Origin of the sequence: Desulfobulbus sp. (genome assembly GCF_030824455.1) — a bacterium.
In the GTDB taxonomy this organism is placed as follows: Bacteria; Desulfobacterota; Desulfobulbia; order Desulfobulbales; family Desulfobulbaceae; genus Desulfobulbus.
In genome coordinates this window covers 26,487-45,281 of sequence record NZ_JAVBXR010000015.1, presented here as the reverse complement: position 1 = coordinate 45,281, position 18,795 = coordinate 26,487, and the positions used below count along the sequence as shown (strand labels likewise).

Here is an 18,795-nt window from a genome sequence, read left to right as displayed (position 1 = left end):
AACGTGCACCCGACAACCAGCCAAGCCGGTGAACTGGCGGTTGCCAGCGTGCAACGCCTGGAGATGATCGATCTGACCGGACGGCTGCACCAAATCGTCGCGACCTGCGGCATCCCAGAGGGGATTGTGCATCTCTACAATCCCCACACCACTGCGGGTCTGTTGATCAACGAAGGGGCCGATCCGGATGTGCAACGAGACCTTCTCGGCGCCTTGGATCAGATGACGCCGTCCCGCTACCCCTATCGTCACGCCGAGGGCAACTCCCCGGCCCATTTGATGAGCGCGCTCACCGGCGCAACGACCACGGTGTTCATCCACCAGGGACGGTTGCGGCTCGGAACCTGGCAGCGTATTTTTTTCTGTGAATTCGATGGCCCTCGCGACCGCCAGGTGTGGTGGAAAATTATCGCCGGCTGACTTTTATTCGACAACGGTATCCCTATGTTTTTTGGCATGAATCGCGCTACCGACGAGCAATCGCTGATTGCCTTTCTCCACCATTTCAGCAACGAACGACTCTCCGGCGTCCTTGTTCCCCGGATGAGCGAAGAAGAAATTCATCAGGTCGTCGACCTGTTGACCGACGTTATGAAAAAACATCTGAGCGGCGACGAATATCACCGCCTTTTTCTGGGCGAAGAGCACCACCACGACTGAACCCTAACGGCGACTCGCCTTATTGAGGCCATGACCAGCATGCACTCACTTGTCAATCTGCGCGAGTTCCTCGAGGTGTTGCGCGCCAACAACCAATTGCTCACCATCGACACTCCGGTTGACCCGCACCTTGAAATCGCCGAAATTCATCGCCGGGTCATCGCCAAGGGCGGCCCGGCCCTGCTGTTCACCAAGGTGAAAAATTCGACGTTCCCGGTGGTTACCAATCTGTTTGGCTCCAACCTGCGCCTTGAACTGGCCTTTGGCAAACGACCGCTCACCTTTGTGCGCGAGTTGGTCAATCTGGTGGAAAACGCAACCCCGCCGTCGCTTGCCTCCCTGTGGAACGCCCGCTCCTTGCTGGCGCAAGGACTTCGCGTCGGCCTCAAACAGGGCAAATCCGGCCCAATCCTTGATTGCCGCCAACAGCCGGCCCGCCTGACCGAATTGCCGATGCTCACCTCCTGGCACTCCGACGCGGGCGCCTTCGTCACCCTGCCCCTGGTCTACACCGAACACCCCGACGGTTCGGGCCACAATCTGGGCATGTACCGCATCCAGCGCTTTGACGACGCCACCACCGGCATTCACTGGCAAATCCACAAGGGCGGCGGCTACCATTACTTCGAAGCCGAGCAGCGCAACATCCCCCTGCCCTTGACGCTGTACATTGGCGGCCCGCCGGCCCTGATGCTGGCCGCCATTGCCCCGTTGCCCGAAAATATACCGGAACTGATCCTGGCCTCGCTGCTGCAGGGCAAGAAGCTGCGCATGGTGGCCGATCCTCTGGGCGGCCATCAACTGGTTGCCGAAGCCGAATTCGCGATCAAAGGCATGGTTCCGCCCCACCTCAGGCGGCCCGAGGGGCCCTTTGGCGACCATTACGGCTACAACTCGCTGCAACACGATTATCCGGTTTTCCAGACCACCCATCTCTACCACCGCAAGGACGCCATCTACCCCGCCACCGTGGTCGGGCGGCCCAAGCAGGAAGATTATTTCATCGGCGATTTCCTCCAGGATTTGCTCAGCCCTCTCTTTCCGCTGGTGATGAAGGGGGTGGTCCAATTGAAAACTTTTGGCGAAACCGGGTTTCATTGCCTGGCCGCCGCCAGGGTCGCCGACCGCTACCCGCGGGAGGCCTTTGCCGCCGGCCTGCGCATTCTCGGCGAAGGGCAACTCTCGCTCACCAAGTTCCTTCTGGTCACCGACGGCAGCCTCGACGTGGCCGACTTCCCGCGCCTCTGGCAGCACATCCTGGAGCGGATTCAATGGAATCGGGACCTGTTCGTCTTTGCCAACGTCTCCCAGGACACCCTGGACTACACCGGCCCCTCGGTCAACAAGGGCTCCAAGGCGATGATGCTGGGCCTTGGCCAAGCCAAATACCGCGACCTGCCCGAAGAGTTTTCCGGATCGCTGCCGGCACACTGCACGCGGCCGCGCGTCTACCTGCCCGGCACCCTGGTTGTGCAGGGTACGCCTTACGACGCTGCGCCCGCCCTTGCCGCCGAACTGGCCAAATTCCCTGGCGTGGCCTCCTGGCCAGTTGTTCTTCTGGTCGACTCCACCGAGGCCGCGACCTGTTCGCTGCAGGAATTTCTCTGGACCTTTTTCACCCGCTTCGAACCCGCAGCCGACATCCACGGCCGGGAGCAGACCGTGCATCGCTTCCATGTGGGCCTGCAGCCGCCCATTGTGTTCGACTGCCGGATGAAGCCCTGGTACACGGATGTACTCGAAGTCGATCCTGCGACCAAACAGCAGGTGGACGAAAAAATCGAACAGATGCTGCCCGCGCAGTATCGATGATTGGGGCCAGCAACTCGATGCCGCCCCTCGCCCACCTGCCCTGAAGTCATGGAAGAACGGCTGCAAAAAATTCTCGCCAAGGCAGGGATCGCCTCCCGACGTCGCGCCGAAGAACTGATTCGCGACGGACGCATTCAAGTCAACGGGCAGGTCGTCAAAGAGATGGGGTGCAAAATTGACCCCGCCCTGGATGCCGTCACTTTTGACGGCAAACCGATCACCTTTGAGCAAAAAATCTACATTCTACTCAACAAACCGGCAGGTTATGTCACTACCCTTTCCGATCCCCAGGGACGGCCGGTTGTTTCCGACCTCATCAAGGAATTTTCGTTGCGACTCTTCCCGGTCGGCCGGCTGGATCTGGACACCGAAGGGGCCTTGCTCATGACCAACGACGGCGAACTGGGCAACGCCATCCTCCACCCCAGCTTTGAGGTGAACAAAACCTACGAAGCCCTGGTGCAGGGGGTTCCCACGGCAGATCAATTAACGCTGTTAGCGCAGGGAATTGAGATCGACGGCGTCCGGACCAGACCAGCGGCGATCCGGGTGCTGCAGCGGCGCCGGGACCAAACGTTGGTGGAAGTCGTCATCCACGAGGGCAAAAAAAGGCAGGTGCGGAAAATGTTTCAGGCCGTCAACCACCGGGTTCTGCACCTGAAGAGAACGGCGTACGGCAATCTGCGTCTCGGCGCTTTGCCTCTCGGAAAATGCAGGGTTCTGGGGCCAAATGATCTAAAAAAGATTTTTTCAAAAAAAATTCCCTTTACAATCAAAAACATACTTGCTTAAATTTAACAGTCTCCTGAAATCAGTTCGTGTTGCACGACAGCGCCATATGCGCTGTCTTTCAGGTGAAGAATCGGGCGTTTTTCAGAGAATCCGTAGAGGAGCTTGCAGGGAGAGACAAGAATGAACAAATCCGAATTGATTGAAGCCTTGGCCGAAGCGATGAACATTCCCATGCGTGAAGCCGCCTCGATAACCAACACAATCATCGAAACCATGAGCGATGCTCTTGCCAGGGGAGAATCGATTGAAATTCGAGGATTTGGCAGTTTTGTCGTCAAAGAGTACGAATCGTACACCGGCCGCAATCCGAAAACCGGCGAAAAAATCAAGGTAAAGCCAAAAAAATTGCCTTTTTTCAAGGTCGGTAAGGATTTGCGCGAACAGGTCAACAAAAACAGCGACAAATGACCGTTGCGGTCAACTGTTTTCCTGATCGTTGACCACCTCCCCCACCAGATCATAGGTATGCGCCTCGGTGATCCGCACAGGTACGATATCGCCGGGGTGAACCTGCCCTGAGGTTATATACACGCAGCCGTCAATCTCAGGGGCCTGAAACCGACTTCTCCCCTCCAGCAACAACTCGCTTTCTTCGCTGACGCCTTCAATCAGCACCGGTTCAATTCTGCCGACAAACCGCTGCTGACGTTGTTCGCTGATGGCGGCCTGCGTCGTCATGACCTGCTGGTACCGTGCTTCTTTCTCGTCGTCATCCACCTTGTCCGGCAACTGCGCCGCCCTGCTGCCGTCTTCATCCTGATATTGAAAAACGCCGACATGGTCGAGTTGCCAAGCTTGCAGGGCTTCGACCATTTCAGTCACATCCGCTTCGGTTTCTCCGGGATACCCAACCATCATGGTGGTTCGCACCGCGCAGTCGGGAACAAAGCGCCTGATGCGCCGCACCAGATCATCGAGCGTGTCGCGCCGGTAGTGGCGGTTCATCGCCCGCAGCACCTGATCGCTCACATGCTGAAAGGGTATGTCGAGGTAGGGCAGAATGCGCGGTTGTCCCGCCATCAACTGCAACAACCCATCGGTGACGCTGGCGGGATACGCGTAGAGCAGGCGGAACCAGGGGATATCGGTATGCTGCAGCAAGGCTCCCAGGAGAGCAACCAGGTTGGCCTCGTCATGCAAATCTCGCCCATAGGCGGTCAGGTCCTGCGCAATCAAGGTGAGTTCGCGCACCCCGGTTTCTTGCAGACGAACGGCCTCCGTCACCAGATCATCGATTGTCCGGCTGCGCAACCGGCCGCGAATCGAGGGGATCATGCAATAGGCGCATTGATTGTCGCAGCCCTCGGTGATTTTCAGATAGGAGCGAAACGAGGGCGCAGAGATCCGTCTGGCAACCGAACTGTCCATGAGATAGGCCGCTGAGCCCGGCCGCGCGACGATCTGGGGCTCCGGCGTCAAGCGCTCAAGCAGGCGAGCTATGTCGGAAAAATCATCAAGTCCGACAAAAAGGTCGACTTCGGGAAGCTCGGCCAGCAAATTATCCCCGTAGCGCTGCACCATGCAGCCGGCGACCACCAGCAACTGTTCGGGATGCTCGTCTTTGTATGCGGCCAACTCGAGAATCGCATCGATCGCCTCTTCCACCGCCGGGCGGATGAACCCACAGGTGTTGACCAGCAGCAGCGACGCCTGGTTCGGATCTTCGACCACCGCATAGCCGGCCTGCTCTAGGGCGGCGAGCATGACCTCGGAATCGACAAGGTTTTTGGGGCAGCCCAAACTGACCATATACAGGGTTTTCATGACGTCTCACCGGTTGAGAGGATGGCGCAGATGGTCGCAAGCAAGCGCTGCGAGTCCGCGCGAAATTTTTTGTGTTGAAATTGCGGCGCCCACTCCGGATGGAACAGTTCATCGGAAACCATCATCACGGCCGCAAGGTTGACCTGCCGAAAGGCGGCCACGGCAAGAAGGGCGGTATATTCCATATCAACCGCCATGATCCCCTGTCCGCCGTACCGGGCCACCTTCTCTCTGGTTTCCCTATACACCGCGTCAGTGGTCCAGATCGGGCCGGACTGCGCCCTATAGTCGTGCCGCTTGAGCGCCTGGCCCAAGGACAGCCGCAGAGCGGAGTCCTCTTGCCGACCATCGACCGCCGGATAATGGCGGCTCACGCCTTCCTCGCTCAGCCCGGCGGTCGGCAAAAACAGATCGCCGACGCGCAGGTCCGCGCTCAAGGAACCGCACCAGCCGTAGACAACAATGCGGCGAGCGCCCAAGGCGATCAGCTTTTCCAAGCAAAGGACGGCCATCGGGGCGCCAACCGCAGGACCGGCCAGAAAGAGATTCTGATTACTGTACAGCTGGGCGTTGAAAAGAAAGAATTTTTTCAGGAGACGCTCTTTGGCCAATGCCGCGAAGCACGAAGCGTCGGAGGGGTTGACGGCCAAAACGCCGGTGGGCGGCAGTTGCGGCTCGCCCTTGCCCCGTTGGGGATTGATCAGGCAGGTGGACATGGGGAGCAGAATACCAATAAAAAAGGGCTGCGGCAACACCGCAGCCCTTTATCGGGAAGAATCCCTGTATCGGCGTGGATTACAGTCCGAGCGCAGCCTTGAAGGGGTTTGCGTACAGCAGAATAAAGGCGATAACCAGACCATAAATTGCGATGGACTCGCACAGAGCCATACCAAGAATCATGGTGGTGGTGATGGCGCCCTTTGCTTCCGGATTGCGAGCAACGCCGTCGCAAGCGCCGCGCAGACCGTTACCCATACCAATGCCAGCGCCAAAGCCGGCAAGGCCGATGCTGAGAGCAGCGCCAATACAAATCAAAGCAAGACTAAGTTTATCCATTGTTGTGTTCCTCCGTACTAAAGTTATATAAAAGTTGGCCTTCTTCTCCGTTGAACGGAACTTGTACAAATCAATTAATGGGCGTGTTCCATGGAACCCGCGCAGTACAGCAGGGAAAGCAGCACGAACACCACGGCCTGGATCACGGACACCAGCACGCCGAGGCACAGAATAGGCAGCGGGGCAAAGAACGCTCCGGCCAGCATGAAGAGGACGCCCAGCAGAACCTCTTTGGCAAGGATGTTGCCGAAAAGACGCATGGAGAGTGAAATCAGACGGGCAAAGTTACTGATGATTTCCAGCAGGAACATGAACGGCGCCAGCACCTTGCTCGGTCCCATGAAGTGTTTGTAGTAATGCAGCCCGTGGTATTTGAATCCCAGCGCGTGATGCGTCACCCAGACGATCAGGGTCATGGCCATGGTGATGTTCAGGCTCGAGGTGGGCGACATGAATCCGGGAATCAGCCCGATCATGTTGGCGATGAGGATGTAGAAAAAGAAGGTGGCCATCATCGGGAAGAGCATTTTCGCGCCTTTCTCGCCCAGATTCTCGGCACAAAAATCCATTAACCCGCCGACCATCACTTCCCAGAAGTTCTGGCCGCTGCCCGGCGCCATCTCCAGTTTACCCATGGTCAAGCGGGGTACAATGATCAGAAAAGCCATGACCATCCAGGTGTAGGTCATGTAAGGCTCGCAGATCTTTTCCAGGAGGGTGTGACCAACCGGGGTGTGGGGCACCGGCAAACCCAATGCTTCAAGAACCAGAGAAATAAACAATATCGGATGTTCCATGACCTACACTCTCCTCAAGCTTTGCTCGGCGCCCAGCACTTCCCGGTGCTTACGCCGATGATGACAACACTAACCATAATTGTGGCAAACCCCAAGGTCAGGCCGATCACATGGATCGTCACCTGTGAGGCCAGCACAAACAACAGCAAACCAAGTACAACCAGACGCGCAAACGATCTGAGAAAAAACCGCGTTTTCTCCATATCCACAGCAGCGCCAGCAGGGCCGTCGGCCTCACTGACCCGTGCAATCAAGCGATGGGCGTCTTTTTTCAGCAGCCAAAAACTGCCGTTGACCAACACCCCGCCAATCAAGACAGATTGGGCAAAAGACCAACCGAACGTCCACCAACCTCCGGCCGCCAGCAGCACAAGCAAGACACAGCTGAACAGCGTCACACGTCCGACCACAATTGCCTCATTGTCGGCGACTCGCACACCGGCCTCTTGATCGCGCTCATTCATCCTTGATTTTCTGGGTTAAGTCCCAGAGATTTTTAAATCCGGCCACAATGCCGAAGCCCAAAAAAATAAACGTTAGATAAGGGCTGGTTTTTCCATCAAACACCTTATTGTCAAGCGCCCAGCCCATGCCGAATCCGATCAGGATGGAAAAGACAAACGTCATGCCCACATGACTGTAGACCGCCAATTGTCTGAACATTTCCCTGCTTTCTTCGGACATCGTTTTCCTCTCTTTGCCGGGACGCGACAATTGCTGCTACAGGTAGCACGAGCAATCGGCAAACGCAATAATTTTTTAATTAAACCATCAATTTTTTGAATGACGATTCAGTCACGCGCAGCGCCTGTTCCAGGTGCGCGCGGTCATGCGCGGCGGATATAAAGGCCGCCTCAAACTGCGAGGGCGCCAGCCACACCCCGCCGGCCAGCATATGCCGATAGTATTGACCGTACAACGCAGTGTTCGCCTGCAGGGCCGACTCGAAATCCGTGATCGGCTTGTCGGTAAAGAAGCAGGTCATCAGCGACCCGATGCGGTTGAGGACAATCGGGACCGGAGCGGCTGCCGCCAATTTCTCCATTTCGTCGCCGAACCAGGCGCTTTTTTCTTCCAGCTCGGCATAAAATCCCGGTCGTTTGACAATGTTCAACATGGCCAGCCCCGCCGCCATCGCCAGGGGGTTGCCGGAAAGGGTGCCGGCCTGGTACACTGGCCCGTCGGGGGCGATCATTTCCATTAACTCGCGCTTGCCGCCGTAGGCCCCCACCGGCAAACCGCCGCCGATAATCTTGCCCAGGCAGGTCAGATCCGGGATAACCCCAAACCGTTCCTGCGCCCCGCCCAGAGCCAGACGAAACCCGGTAATGACCTCGTCAAAAATCAGCACAATCCCCAGTTCACGGGTCAATTCGCGCAATCTGCGCAGAAAATTTTGCGCAGGCGCAACCACTCCCATGTTGCCGGCCACCGGCTCGACAATGACGCAGGCGATGTCCAGGCTTGCATTCCGCAAGGTCTCCTCTAACACCGCCTCGTTATTATAGGGAATGGATAGGGTGTTTTTGACGATGTCCTCGGGCACGCCGGGGCTGCCGGGGATGCCAAGGGTAATCACCCCCGAGCCTGCCTTGACCAGAAAGGAATCGGCGTGACCGTGATAGCAGCCGTCGAATTTCACCACCGCCTTGCGGCCCGTGTAGCCACGCGCCAGACGCACGGCGCTCATGGTGGCCTCGGTTCCGGAGTTGACGAATCGCACCTTCTCAATCGAAGGCACCGCGTCGCAGACCATGGCCGCGAGTTCCACCTCCAAGGGCGAGGGCGCGCCAAAACTGGTGCCGTCGGCGGCGGTCCGGCAAATCGCCTCCACCACCTCGGGATGAGAATGGCCCAGGATCATAGGCCCCCAGGACCCGACAAAGTCGATAAATTCATTGCCGTCGACGTCGGTGAGCATGCAGCCCGAGGCCTTGCGCACAAACAACGGCTCGCAGCCAACCGAACGGCAGGCCCTGACCGGCGAGTTGACGCCTCCCGGCATAAGGGTTTTCGCCTCGAGAAACAATTGCGCTGATCGATCCGTTTTCATCAGTTTCCTCGTTGTGACTGCAATGGTCTGTTCAATGCTGATCCGATACGAAGGCCCCTTTATAGCACGGGGGTTTTTCAGATGTCAAAAGCAAAAAAAATTCCAAACACATCCGCCTTGACAGCCCCCCAATGATGTCAATTTTTTCTTGTCACCATTGGGCGTGCAAGGTAGAATGACCGCCGATGCAGCTCACCATTACATAACCATCGAGAATTCAATATTTTTTTAAGCAATTTTTCATCGGTCCACGCCTACAAGGAGAACGCGAGATGGCAAGTGACAAGGTAATTCACATATCCGACAGCGAGTTTGAGAGCAATGTCATTGGTAATGCACTGCCCTGTCTGGTTGATTTTTGGGCTCCGTGGTGCGGCCCCTGCAAGGCCATTGGTCCGGTTATCGACGAGTTGGCGGCAGAATTTGACGGCAAGGTCGTCATCGCCAAGATGAATGTTGACGAAAATCCGGCCACTCCTGGAAAATTTGGCATCCGCGCCATCCCTACGCTTATTCTCTTTAAAGGCGGCGAAGTGGTCGACCAGATTACCGGCGCCGTGGGCAAGTCCCAATTGCAGGATCTGATCAAAAAAGCCATTTAACTCTTTCTGACGCGGCACGGTTTCTTGTTTGCTTGAATAAGGGACCGTGCCTTCTTTTTGGCGGTAATGACCATGCAACAGGCACAGTATCAGCTGATCATCGTCGGCGGCGGCCCCGCTGGCCTGACGGCAGGGTTGTATGCCGCCCGCGGACGTCTCAAGGTCCTGCTCGTCGAAAAAGGCGCCACAGGCGGGCAGGTGCTGGTGACCGATTGGGTGGACAATTACCCCGGCTTTGCCGAAGGCGTCTCCGGCTTTGACCTGATGGACAAGATGACTGCCCACGCCGACCGTTTCGGCCTCGAGAAGAAATTCGCCGTCATCACCGCGCTCGACCTGGCCGGGGACGTCAAGTCGGTCACCTTGGAAAGCGGCGAAATCCTCACCGCCAAAACCATCATCCTCTGCACCGGGGCCAAACCCCGCCGGCTCGACATCCCCGGCGAGTATGAATACAGCGGACGCGGCGTCTCGTACTGCGCCACCTGCGACGGCCCCTTTTACCGCAACCAGGAAATTGCCGTTGTCGGCGGCGGCAACACCGCCATTCAGGAAGCTCTGCACCTGACCAAATTCGCCGCCAAAGTCACGGTCATTCACCGCCGGAGCGAATTGCGGGCCACCAAAATCCTTCAAGAAAAGGCGTTCTGCAATCAGAAGATTGATTTTCTCTGGAACACCCGCATCCTCGAAATCCGGGGGACCAAGACCGCTGGCGTGGAAGAACTGCTGCTCCAGCACTACAACGGCGACCAGTCGACCCTGAAAGTGACCGGCATCTTTGTTCTCATTGGCATTGCCCCCAACAACGACCTCCTTCCCCTGGATCAACTCCACACCGATTCGACCGGCTTCATCGTCACCGACGAGGAAATGGCCACCTCAATTCCCGGCGTGTACGCCGCCGGCGACATCCGCAGCAAACGCTCCCGGCAAATCGTTAACGCCGCCGGAGAGGGCGCTGTCGCCGAGTTGTCGGTTGAGCATTACCTTGGCAACCAGGCCCCTGATCAACCCCTTAACTGCAGCGAATAGAGGACTCATGCCCATATCGCACAACACCCGGTCGTTTCACGGCTATAAACGTCTCATCCTGATTCTGCTGACGCTAGCGGCCACCACGCTCTCCGGCTGCTCGACCTTTGACGGCATGTTCAACAAACTCTCCTTCGGCGAGGACGACGACCCAAAATCCTTGCCGCCGGAAACCCTCATCGTTCAAGGCATGGACGCCTACAACGTCGGCAACTACAACGAAGCCGTCAAAAATTTCAAAATCATCCTCGACGAGCATCCGTTCAGCGCCCAAGCGATGCTGGCGGAGCTGAAGGCTGCGGACGCCCATTATTACAACAAGCAATACGCCGAGGCTAAAATCCTGTACAAGGCGTTTGAAGAGCGTCACCCCACCAACGAGGCGATTCCTTACGTGATGTTTCAGATCGGGATGTGCGACTACAGCCGCTCCGACCGGATTGATCGGGACATCTCCGGGCCCCAGGAGGCGATCAAATCATTCACCCGCCTGATCAACGCCTATCCGCAGTCGCCCTACGCCAAGGAAGCCAAAGCAAAAATCATTGATTCCAAGGAATTCCTTGTCAATCACGAGTATCTGGTCGCGGTTTTCTACGTCCGAACCGACCGGCACGAAGAGGCCAAGCATCGGCTGAAATACCTGCTGGCCATGTATCCGGATTCCAATCTGGCGCCGCAGGCTAAGGCCTTGCTGGATCATCTGGAGGCGGGCAACGCTCCGTCCTGGGGCATGAGCCGGTGGTTGCCGGACTTCATGACCAAGACCCCGGCCGACCGGGAAGAAGAGGCGCAACCCGAAGAACAACCGGCAGAAAAGCCGAAAACGGAAAGCAGCCAGAGCGAAATTGAAGCCAAATAACCACTAAACCGGCGATGGAATCTCGGCGACTCAGCCCTGCATAGAGGGTTGAGTCGCCAGCCACTCCAACATTGCCGCAACGCTTTGCTCGGTGTCCAGACGGATGCAATCCGTCTCGAACGCTCCGGGGGCCTCAAAGCTCTGCAACTGATGCAGGTAGATCTCCCAGCGGCCGTCGGACACGGCGTCCGTATCCGCAGCCCGTACAGCAAGCCGCCGTTTCACCTCCTCCGCCGAGCAGACGCAGAATACAAACAGACTCTGCGCCCCATGCCTGGCTGCCGCCTCCCTCACCCGGTCCCGATCAGCACGCTGGCCATACGAGCCGTCAAGCACCACCAAGCTCGCTCCGTGGGCGAAATCCTCTGCCGCGCGGTCAAGCATGGCTTGATAGGTCTGCGCTGTCAGCGCCGAGGAATAGATGCCCTGGCCGACCCCGTCCGGACGCCGGTCGCTGGCCTGGAGCCCGGCCAGTTCTTTGCGCACCCGATCCGTGTTGTAGTAGGCCGCCTGACAACGCTTGGCCCACGCCATGGCCAGAGTTGATTTTCCCGAGGCCGTCATCCCCATAAAGACGGCCAGGGTTTTCACGGCGGCGGCAGGCTCACGCAGCGGCATAGTGTTCGGCCAGACGAAAATACTTGGCGGCGTTTGCAAGATTGGCGGCCTTGACCGCCGGCTCAACCGCCGGGTCGCCGGCGGTGAACAAGCCTATCTTGCCGCGAACATAGGCCCGGTAGCATTTGTAAAAATTGAGCATCGCCGCCAGCCCCGCATCCTTGGTGTGTTGCGAGAAACTGTCGATGAACCGGCGTCCCAGCTCCTCGAGCCCATAAAAATCGAGATCCATGGCCAAAAAGGCCACATCGCTGGCCACGTCGCAATAGCGGAAGCGCTGATTGAATTCGATGCAGTCGTAAATGTAGACCTTGTCCGCCAGGCAAATGTTGGCGGAATAGAGATCGCCGTGACAATCACGGATGCGGCCTTCGTCGATCCGTTGCTGGAACAATGCCTCTTGGGCAAGAAAATTCCTGGCATACGCCGATATCCGGTCAAACTGCTCCTGACTGAGGGCGCCTTGGCCGATAAATCCTTGGGTCTGCTCGAAATTTTCAAGCACATTAACACTTACCGCCGACGCCGCGCCAAACGCGGCGATCTCGCCGCCGCCTTCCGCTCGACTGTAAAAATCAGCCAGCACCGCAACCAAGGCGTCGAGGTGTTCGCGGTTGAGTTTGCCTGCAAGGATTAGCTGGGTCATCATCCGCTCTTCCGGCATCCGCTTCATGCGCACGCCGTACTCAACAACCGGGCCCGCGCCGTTAAGGGCAAACCCGCCGTTTGGTTCGGCGGTCACCTCAACCAGGCCCAGATAAATGTCGGGGCACAGCCGGCGATTGAGGAGCAGTTCCTGTTGGCAACAGACGCGCCGCTTCTCCAGATCAGAAAAATCAAGGAATCCGAAATTTACCGGTTTCTTGAACTTATAAACAAAATCGCCGGCGAGAATCACTGAGGAGATGTGCGTCTGCACCAAACGCAACTCTGCGGCGGGGTGGGGGTAACAATCCGGTCGCAGCAGCGCCTGTAAAAAAGGGGGGAGCGTGTCGTTGGTCATGGAAGATCTCCGGCCGCCGCGAGGCGGCCCCTGGAATTGAAAAGTTGGCGGCAATCTAACAGAACCAGCCGGCAGCGTAAACCGTTTACGCACCATTTTGCGCATGGTAGAGTCGGCGCACAACACTCTCAGCCCACAGGTTTCCATGAATGAACAAAGTCTTACAGCGCTGCTCCGCCAGGTGCGCGCCGGCGAGGTGGACATCCCCCTGGCCCTTGAACAGTTGCGCCTCCTCCCGGTGGAGATCCTGGAGTCCGCCCGACTGGACCACCACCGCAGCCTGCGCACCGGCCTGCCCGAGGCGGTTTTTGGCGAAAACAAAACCGCCGAGCAGTTGATCGAGATCCTCGCGGCCCTTTTGCGAACCCCCACCGTCGCGCTTGCCACCCGGGTGTCGCCGCAAAAGGCCGAGGCCGTCTGTTCGCAACTCAGCGGCCTGACCTATCACCCCACGGCCCGGTTGCTGACCGGCAACGAGCAGCACATCCCCGCCGAAAGCGGCTGCGGCACAGTGGTCATCGTCACCGCCGGCACCTCGGACCTGCCGGTTGCGGAAGAGGCGCGAATTACCCTGCATACCTTTGGGCACCCAACCGCAACCATCCATGACGCCGGCGTAGCCGGCATTCACCGCATTCTCGCCCATTCGGCGCTGTTGCAGCAGGCCAAGGTGATCATCGTCGCGGCCGGCATGGAAGGCGCCCTGCCCTCGGTGGTCGCGGGCATGACCGGAGCCCCGGTGATCGGCGTGCCGACCAGCGTCGGCTACGGGACCGGCGCAGGCGGTTTTTCCGCCCTGCTCGGCATGCTCAACAGTTGCTCCCCAGGATTGGCCGTGGTCAACATCGACAACGGTTTCGGGGCCGCCTGCATGGCTGCCGCCATCAATCGCAAAACCTGAGACGCCTTCAAACGCCCGCCCGTTGCCTCTTTCCCGCTCCGCGCCTCCTTTGCACCGCATCTTTTTCCGGCAAAAAATTGATCGCACCGTTGCGTCAAGCGATATGTCGACGTATATTCAGTCTATTTTGTGTCAACATTGTTCCCGAGACCACCGTTTTCCTCAGCCACAGGTACGCCGTCCATGAATTCCAGCTTAAAGCTTAAAATCGGGCTTGTGCTCTTTCTGCTCCTTTTTTCGGGGCTCGCCCTCACCCCTTCCCTGTATCACGACATCCCGGACTGGTGGAAAAAATATCTCGCGCCAGCAGGCCTCAAGCTGGGCCTGGACCTCCAGGGCGGCATGCACATCGTGCTGCAGGTTGACTTGGAGAAAGCGGCCGAGAATTCGCTGGATCTCTCCGCCTCGGATTTCAAATCGGCCTTGGCCGCCAAGAACATCAACGCGGTGCGGATGGACGCAGGCACGCCGGGCGCCATCCTGTTCACCCTGCCCAACACCGGGGCCATCGACGCCGTCAAGCAGATCCTCACAGACAGTTTCCCCAATCTTGACAGCCAGGTGGAAGCCGAGGCCGGCGCTTTTCCCCGCATCACCCTGCGGCTGAAAAAAGACGAAATCGATTTCATCAAGAAAAATGCGGTGAACCAGTCGCTTGAAATCATCCGCAACCGCATCGATCAGTTTGGCGTGGCCGAGCCGATCGTGCTGCGCCAGGGCGAGAATCAAATCGTGGTGCAGCTGCCCGGCGTCAAGGACCCGGAACGGGCCATGAGCCTCATTGGCCAGACCGCGCAGCTCGAGTTTAAAATGGTGGCGGAAGCGCCTGGGCTCAACCCGGCCCAGATGGTCGAGGAGGTCGTCAAAACCGGCCAATGGAGGACGGGCGACAGCAGAAAGCAATTAAATCTGGCTCTGCAGAACCGGTTGCCCCAGGGGAGCGAAATCTACTTTGAAAAAGTGGTCGACAACAAGACCAAGAAGGAAAGCAAAGTTCCTATTCTCCTTGAGACGCCGGTGCTGATGACCGGCGAAATGGTCAAAAACGCCCAGGTCCGAATCGGGGGCAATTTCAACGAACCCTATGTCAGCCTTGACCTGACCTCGCGCGGCGGTCAGGTCTTTGCCGCCTTGACCGAAAAAAGCGTGGGCAAACGACTGGCCATTGTCCTGGACGAAACCGTCCGCTCGGCCCCGGTGATCAGGGAGAAAATCCTTGGCGGCAGCGCCCAGATCTCCGGCAGTTTCACCCACAACGAGGCCACCGACCTGGCCATTGTCCTTCGCGTCGGCGCCCTGCCGGCCCCGGTCGACATTATTCAAAACCTCACAGTTGGCGCCAGCCTGGGCCAGGATTCGATCAACAAAGGACTCTTTTCCGGCCTGCTGGGCACGCTGCTGGTCGTTGTCTTTATGCTGATTTATTACCGGCTCTCCGGTCTTATCGCCAACCTGGCGTTGGTGCTCAACATCCTGCTGCTGTTTGTCGGGTTGGCCATGCTCGGCTCGACCCTGACGCTCCCCGGCATTGCCGGCATTATTTTGTCTATCGGCATGGCGGTAGACGCCAACGTGCTCATTTACGAACGCATGCGCGATGAATTCGCCCTTGGCAAATCGGTTCGCGCCGGGGTTGACGCCGGGTTCAACAAGGCCTTCTGGAGCGTTGTCGACGCCCAGGTCACCACCCTGATCACCGCCCTGGTGCTGTTTCTCTTTGGCACCGGGCCCATCAAGGGCTTTGCCATCACCCTGTCCCTGGGCATCATCTTCAACCTTTTTGCGGTGCTGTTCGGTTGCCGGTTGATGTACGACATCCTCTTCAGCTTCAAAAAAATCAAGGAAATCAAATTTTTCGAATTGGTCCACAAGTCGCACTTCAACTTTATGGGCGTGCGAAAAATTGCCTTTTCCATTTCCATTGCCCTTTCTTTGCTCGGCGTGATCGCCTTTATCCAGATTGCGCGGGGACACGCCAACATGGGCATCGATTTTTCCGGCGGATCGATGCTGCAATACAAGACCGACAAGGCCTTTGCCCTCCAGGACGTCCGCAGCGCCCTTGCCGCCAACGGTTTTGCCGGGGTTGACCTGCAACAGGTGACCAACGAAAATCGTTTGATCGTCAAAATCAAAGCCTCCGAGGAAAAGGTCGGCAACCTGAGCGACCGCATCACTGCAGTGCTGGCCAAGGAACAGGCGGACAAGGGCTTTTCCCTGGAGAGCAAATCGGAGATCGGTTCTTCGGTTTCCGCCGACCTGCGCAGCAAGGCTTTACTTTCCGTCGGCCTGTCGATGCTGGCCATCATCCTCTACCTTGGCCTGCGCTTCGATTTTCAATTCGGCCTCGCCGCCACCGTGGCCACCTTTCACGACGTGCTCATTGTCCTTGGCGTCTGTTGGCTGATGGACATGGAAATGACCCTGCTGATTATCACCGCCCTGCTCACCCTGGCCGGCTACTCCCTCAACGACACCGTCGTCATCTTTGACCGCATCCGGGAAAACATGGAGAAGCACGACGATCTTGGCCTCCACGACATCATCAACATCTCCATCAACCAGGTGCTGGCCCGGTCCATCATCACCGTGCTCACCGTGCTCCTGACCGTCACCTGCCTCTTTTTCTTTGGCGGCGCCACCATCCACGACTTTTCCTTTGCCCTGCTGATCGGCCTGCTGGTGGGCACGTATTCGTCCATCTTTGTCGCCAGCCCGCTCTTGTCCGTCGGGGGGAGGAACAAATAATGACCGCCGCACAGCTTCCCGAACATTTCCAGCCCATTGCCGCCGAGCAGCCGTTCACCTTTGCCTGCCACCCCGGCGTGCCCTGTTTCACCGAATGCTGTCGGGAATTGGACTTGGCGCTCACGCCCTATGACGTCCTGCGCCTGAAACGGGCGCTCAAGCTCACGTCGGGCGCTTTCCTGCAACAGTATGTGATCCCCGAATGGGACGAACAGCAGCTCTTCCCCACCTGCTATCTGACCATGGTCGACGACGGCCGGGCCTCCTGCGTGTTTGTCGACGCCAAGGGATGCTCGGTGTATGCGGACCGTCCCGGCAGTTGCCGGGCCTATCCCGTAGGCAGAGGCGCGGCGCGAGGGCAGGACGGAACGGCGGCGGAATCGCTGGTGTTGGTGCGGGAACCCCATTGTCTGGGTTTTTCAGGGGAGAATCACCCCACCGTGGCAGCGTATCTCCGCGATCAGGGGCTGGAGTTGTACAACCAGCACAACGACGCCCTGCTGCCGCTGCTCCAGCATCCGCAGATTCAGAACGGCGCCTTCCGCCCCACGCGACTGCACCTCGACCAATACATGCTGGCCCTCTATGATCTGGATCAGTTCCGCCGCGAGATGAGCGACGGCCGCATCGCCCTCAACCGGCCGTTGACGCCGGCGCAACTCCAGGGGCTGGCCGGCGACGACGAGCAACTGCTGCTGCTGGGCGTCCGCTGGCTGCTGCAGGAATTCTTTGGCGATTAGCCTGAACTGCGGCCCCATGGAGCAAATGAACGGGGTTGCCCCGATTGCAGCCGAACTCCTGCAACGCCTGCGGGAGATCAGCCACGCGTTCTGCGTCGCCGAAGGCGGCTCGCACGGCCCCGATCACAGCGAGAGGGTCTTGAGCGCCGCCCTATCCCTCGGCCGTCAGCTGCAGGCCCGCCTGGACATTCTCGTCCCGGCCGCGCTCCTCCACGACATCGGTCGCCGGGAAGAAAGCCTCAGCCGCGGCCAGGTCTGCCATGCACGACGCGGGGCGGAACTGGCCGCACCGCTGCTCCGGGAGTTGCAGTATAGCGAGGCCGACCTCGAGGCAATCTGCCACTGCATCCGCAGCCACCGATTTCGCAGCGGCGCCGCGCCGGCAACGCTGGAGGCGCAGATCCTCTTTGACGCCGACAAGCTTGATTCCATCGGCGCCGTCGGCATCGGCCGGGCCTTTCTCTTTGCCGGCCAGATCGGCGCCCGCCTGCACAATCCGGAATTAGATCCCGCCGCCACCACCTCCTACTCGCAGGAAGACACCGCTTATCGGGAATTTCGGATTAAAATGTCGCGGGTGCGCGAGCAAATGCTCACCCCGGCCGGCAAACGCATGGCTGAAGAGCGTCACGCCTTCATGGAAACCTTTTTTGATCAACTCACCAGGGAAACCCACGGATTTTTTCCGTGAAACCGGCTCTTCGATTGTTATGCTGAAACTTGTTGTCTTTGACTGCGACGGAGTCATGTTCAGTTCCCGCGAATCCAACCGGATCTACTACAACCATCTCCTCGCCGCCTTTTCCTGCCCGCCAATGGACGCCGAAGAGCTTGAATACGTGCACATCCACAACGTCAACAACTCGGTGCTCCACATCTTTCGCAACCACCCTCAGGTGGACCTGGACAAGGTCACCACCTATCGCCTCGGTCTCGATTACAGCCCGTATCTCCGCGCCATGGTGATGGAACCGGATCTGGTGGACTTTCTCCGTTTGATCAAACCCCGCTGCCACACCGCCATCTCCACTAACCGCGCCGACACCATGGATTCCATTCTCGACGTCTTTGCCCTGCGGCCTTGGTTTGACATGGTGGTCACCGCCGTCACGGCGCCGCGGCCCAAGCCGGCCCCGGACGGTCTATGGATGATTTTGGAACGATTTGAGGTGCAACCGGAGGAAACGATTTACATCGGGGATTCAGTGATTGATCAGGAGCACTGCGCCGGCGTCGGCGTCGATCTGATCGCTTTCAGAAACAGGGCGCTTGCGGCCCGTTATCATGTGGACAATTTCATGAGCATCGCCGCCCTGCCGCCGTTTCAGACGACGGCCACGCGACCGTAGAAT

Annotated in this window: 22 protein-coding genes; 13 read left to right on the top strand and 9 right to left on the bottom strand. The window is 58.3% G+C overall.

Going from position 1 to position 18,795, the window contains the following annotated elements; translation table 11 throughout:
- Positions 1–3: 3 nt before the first annotated feature.
- The 5 genes from RCH93_RS02640 to RCH93_RS02620 all read left to right on the top strand — a co-directional run bounded on the left by RCH93_RS02640 (position 4) and on the right by RCH93_RS02620 (position 3,672).
- A complete protein-coding gene (locus RCH93_RS02640; protein WP_306546760.1) occupies positions 4–420 on the top strand; it encodes a secondary thiamine-phosphate synthase enzyme YjbQ in 417 nt (138 codons plus the stop codon).
- A gap of 36 nt (positions 421–456) precedes the next feature.
- Positions 457–660, top strand: coding sequence for a hypothetical protein (locus RCH93_RS02635; protein ID WP_306546759.1), 204 nt, complete (start codon positions 457–459; stop codon positions 658–660).
- 30 nt (positions 661–690) lie between these two features.
- Entirely contained in the window at positions 691–2,472 is a 1,782-nt protein-coding gene (locus tag RCH93_RS02630; RefSeq protein WP_306546758.1) for a UbiD family decarboxylase, read from the top strand.
- Between the two features lie 48 nt (positions 2,473–2,520).
- Entirely contained in the window at positions 2,521–3,264 is a 744-nt protein-coding gene (locus RCH93_RS02625; protein WP_306546757.1) for a pseudouridine synthase, read from the top strand.
- Positions 3,265–3,384: 120 nt separating this feature from the next.
- Positions 3,385–3,672, top strand: coding sequence for an HU family DNA-binding protein (locus RCH93_RS02620; protein ID WP_306546756.1), 288 nt, complete (start codon positions 3,385–3,387; stop codon positions 3,670–3,672).
- Positions 3,673–3,681: 9 nt separating this feature from the next.
- Here RCH93_RS02620 and rimO read toward each other — a convergent pair whose 3' ends face one another.
- The 7 genes from rimO to hemL all read right to left on the bottom strand — a co-directional run bounded on the left by rimO (position 3,682) and on the right by hemL (position 8,934).
- Positions 3,682–5,028, bottom strand: coding sequence for a 30S ribosomal protein S12 methylthiotransferase RimO (gene rimO / locus RCH93_RS02615; RefSeq protein ID WP_306546755.1), 1,347 nt, complete (start codon positions 5,026–5,028; stop codon positions 3,682–3,684).
- Positions 5,025–5,744, bottom strand: a complete 720-nt coding sequence (locus RCH93_RS02610; protein WP_306546754.1) for a nucleoside phosphorylase — start codon at positions 5,742–5,744, stop codon at positions 5,025–5,027. Before RCH93_RS02610 ends, rimO begins: the two co-directional genes overlap by 4 nt.
- A 79-nt stretch (positions 5,745–5,823) precedes the next feature.
- The gene (atpE, locus tag RCH93_RS02605) at positions 5,824–6,084 is read right to left on the bottom strand and encodes an ATP synthase F0 subunit C (RefSeq protein WP_015725620.1); all 261 of its coding nucleotides are present in this window, start codon (positions 6,082–6,084) and stop codon (positions 5,824–5,826) included.
- A 74-nt stretch (positions 6,085–6,158) separates the two neighbouring features.
- Positions 6,159–6,881, bottom strand: a complete 723-nt coding sequence (gene atpB, locus RCH93_RS02600; protein WP_306546753.1) for a F0F1 ATP synthase subunit A — start codon at positions 6,879–6,881, stop codon at positions 6,159–6,161.
- A 14-nt stretch (positions 6,882–6,895) separates the two neighbouring features.
- The gene (locus tag RCH93_RS02595; protein WP_306546752.1) at positions 6,896–7,345 is read right to left on the bottom strand and encodes an ATP synthase subunit I; all 450 of its coding nucleotides are present in this window, start codon (positions 7,343–7,345) and stop codon (positions 6,896–6,898) included.
- A complete protein-coding gene (locus tag RCH93_RS02590) occupies positions 7,338–7,565 on the bottom strand; it encodes an AtpZ/AtpI family protein (RefSeq protein WP_306546751.1) in 228 nt (75 codons plus the stop codon). The genes RCH93_RS02595 and RCH93_RS02590 overlap by 8 nt, the downstream gene beginning before the upstream one ends.
- A gap of 79 nt (positions 7,566–7,644) precedes the next feature.
- Complete coding sequence (gene hemL, locus RCH93_RS02585; protein WP_306546750.1) at positions 7,645–8,934, bottom strand: glutamate-1-semialdehyde 2,1-aminomutase; 1,290 nt, start codon at positions 8,932–8,934, stop codon at positions 7,645–7,647.
- A 272-nt stretch (positions 8,935–9,206) separates the two neighbouring features.
- On the opposite strand from hemL, the gene trxA reads away from it, so the two are divergent.
- The 3 genes from trxA to bamD all read left to right on the top strand — a co-directional run bounded on the left by trxA (position 9,207) and on the right by bamD (position 11,433).
- Complete coding sequence (gene trxA / locus RCH93_RS02580) at positions 9,207–9,536, top strand: thioredoxin (protein ID WP_306546749.1); 330 nt, start codon at positions 9,207–9,209, stop codon at positions 9,534–9,536.
- Between the two features lie 72 nt (positions 9,537–9,608).
- Positions 9,609–10,571, top strand: a complete 963-nt coding sequence (trxB, locus tag RCH93_RS02575) for a thioredoxin-disulfide reductase (RefSeq protein WP_306546748.1) — start codon at positions 9,609–9,611, stop codon at positions 10,569–10,571.
- A 7-nt stretch (positions 10,572–10,578) separates the two neighbouring features.
- On the top strand, positions 10,579–11,433 hold the full coding sequence (gene bamD, locus RCH93_RS02570; RefSeq protein ID WP_306546747.1) for an outer membrane protein assembly factor BamD: 855 nt from the start codon (positions 10,579–10,581) through the stop codon (positions 11,431–11,433).
- Between the two features lie 30 nt (positions 11,434–11,463).
- Here the strand turns inward: bamD and RCH93_RS02565 are convergent, their stop codons facing one another.
- Together RCH93_RS02565 and RCH93_RS02560 are read right to left on the bottom strand one after the other, a co-directional pair.
- Entirely contained in the window at positions 11,464–12,051 is a 588-nt protein-coding gene (locus tag RCH93_RS02565; protein ID WP_306546746.1) for an AAA family ATPase, read from the bottom strand.
- The gene (locus tag RCH93_RS02560; RefSeq protein ID WP_306546745.1) at positions 12,038–13,054 is read right to left on the bottom strand and encodes a hypothetical protein; all 1,017 of its coding nucleotides are present in this window, start codon (positions 13,052–13,054) and stop codon (positions 12,038–12,040) included. Before RCH93_RS02560 ends, RCH93_RS02565 begins: the two co-directional genes overlap by 14 nt.
- A gap of 145 nt (positions 13,055–13,199) precedes the next feature.
- On the opposite strand from RCH93_RS02560, the gene larB reads away from it, so the two are divergent.
- From larB to RCH93_RS02535, 5 genes are all read left to right on the top strand, one after another.
- A complete protein-coding gene (gene larB / locus RCH93_RS02555; RefSeq protein WP_306546744.1) occupies positions 13,200–13,955 on the top strand; it encodes a nickel pincer cofactor biosynthesis protein LarB in 756 nt (251 codons plus the stop codon).
- A gap of 183 nt (positions 13,956–14,138) precedes the next feature.
- Positions 14,139–16,703 (top strand): protein translocase subunit SecD, encoded by a 2,565-nt coding sequence (gene secD, locus RCH93_RS02550; protein WP_306546743.1) that lies wholly within the window; start codon positions 14,139–14,141, stop codon positions 16,701–16,703.
- Entirely contained in the window at positions 16,703–17,443 is a 741-nt protein-coding gene (locus RCH93_RS02545) for a YkgJ family cysteine cluster protein (protein ID WP_306546742.1), read from the top strand. The genes secD and RCH93_RS02545 overlap by 1 nt, the downstream gene beginning before the upstream one ends.
- Entirely contained in the window at positions 17,433–18,134 is a 702-nt protein-coding gene (locus RCH93_RS02540) for an HD domain-containing protein (RefSeq protein WP_306546741.1), read from the top strand. The genes RCH93_RS02545 and RCH93_RS02540 overlap by 11 nt, the downstream gene beginning before the upstream one ends.
- A gap of 19 nt (positions 18,135–18,153) precedes the next feature.
- Positions 18,154–18,792: an HAD family hydrolase gene (locus tag RCH93_RS02535; RefSeq protein WP_306546740.1), complete on the top strand. Its 639-nt coding sequence runs from the start codon at positions 18,154–18,156 to the stop codon at positions 18,790–18,792.
- Positions 18,793–18,795 lie beyond the last annotated feature (3 nt).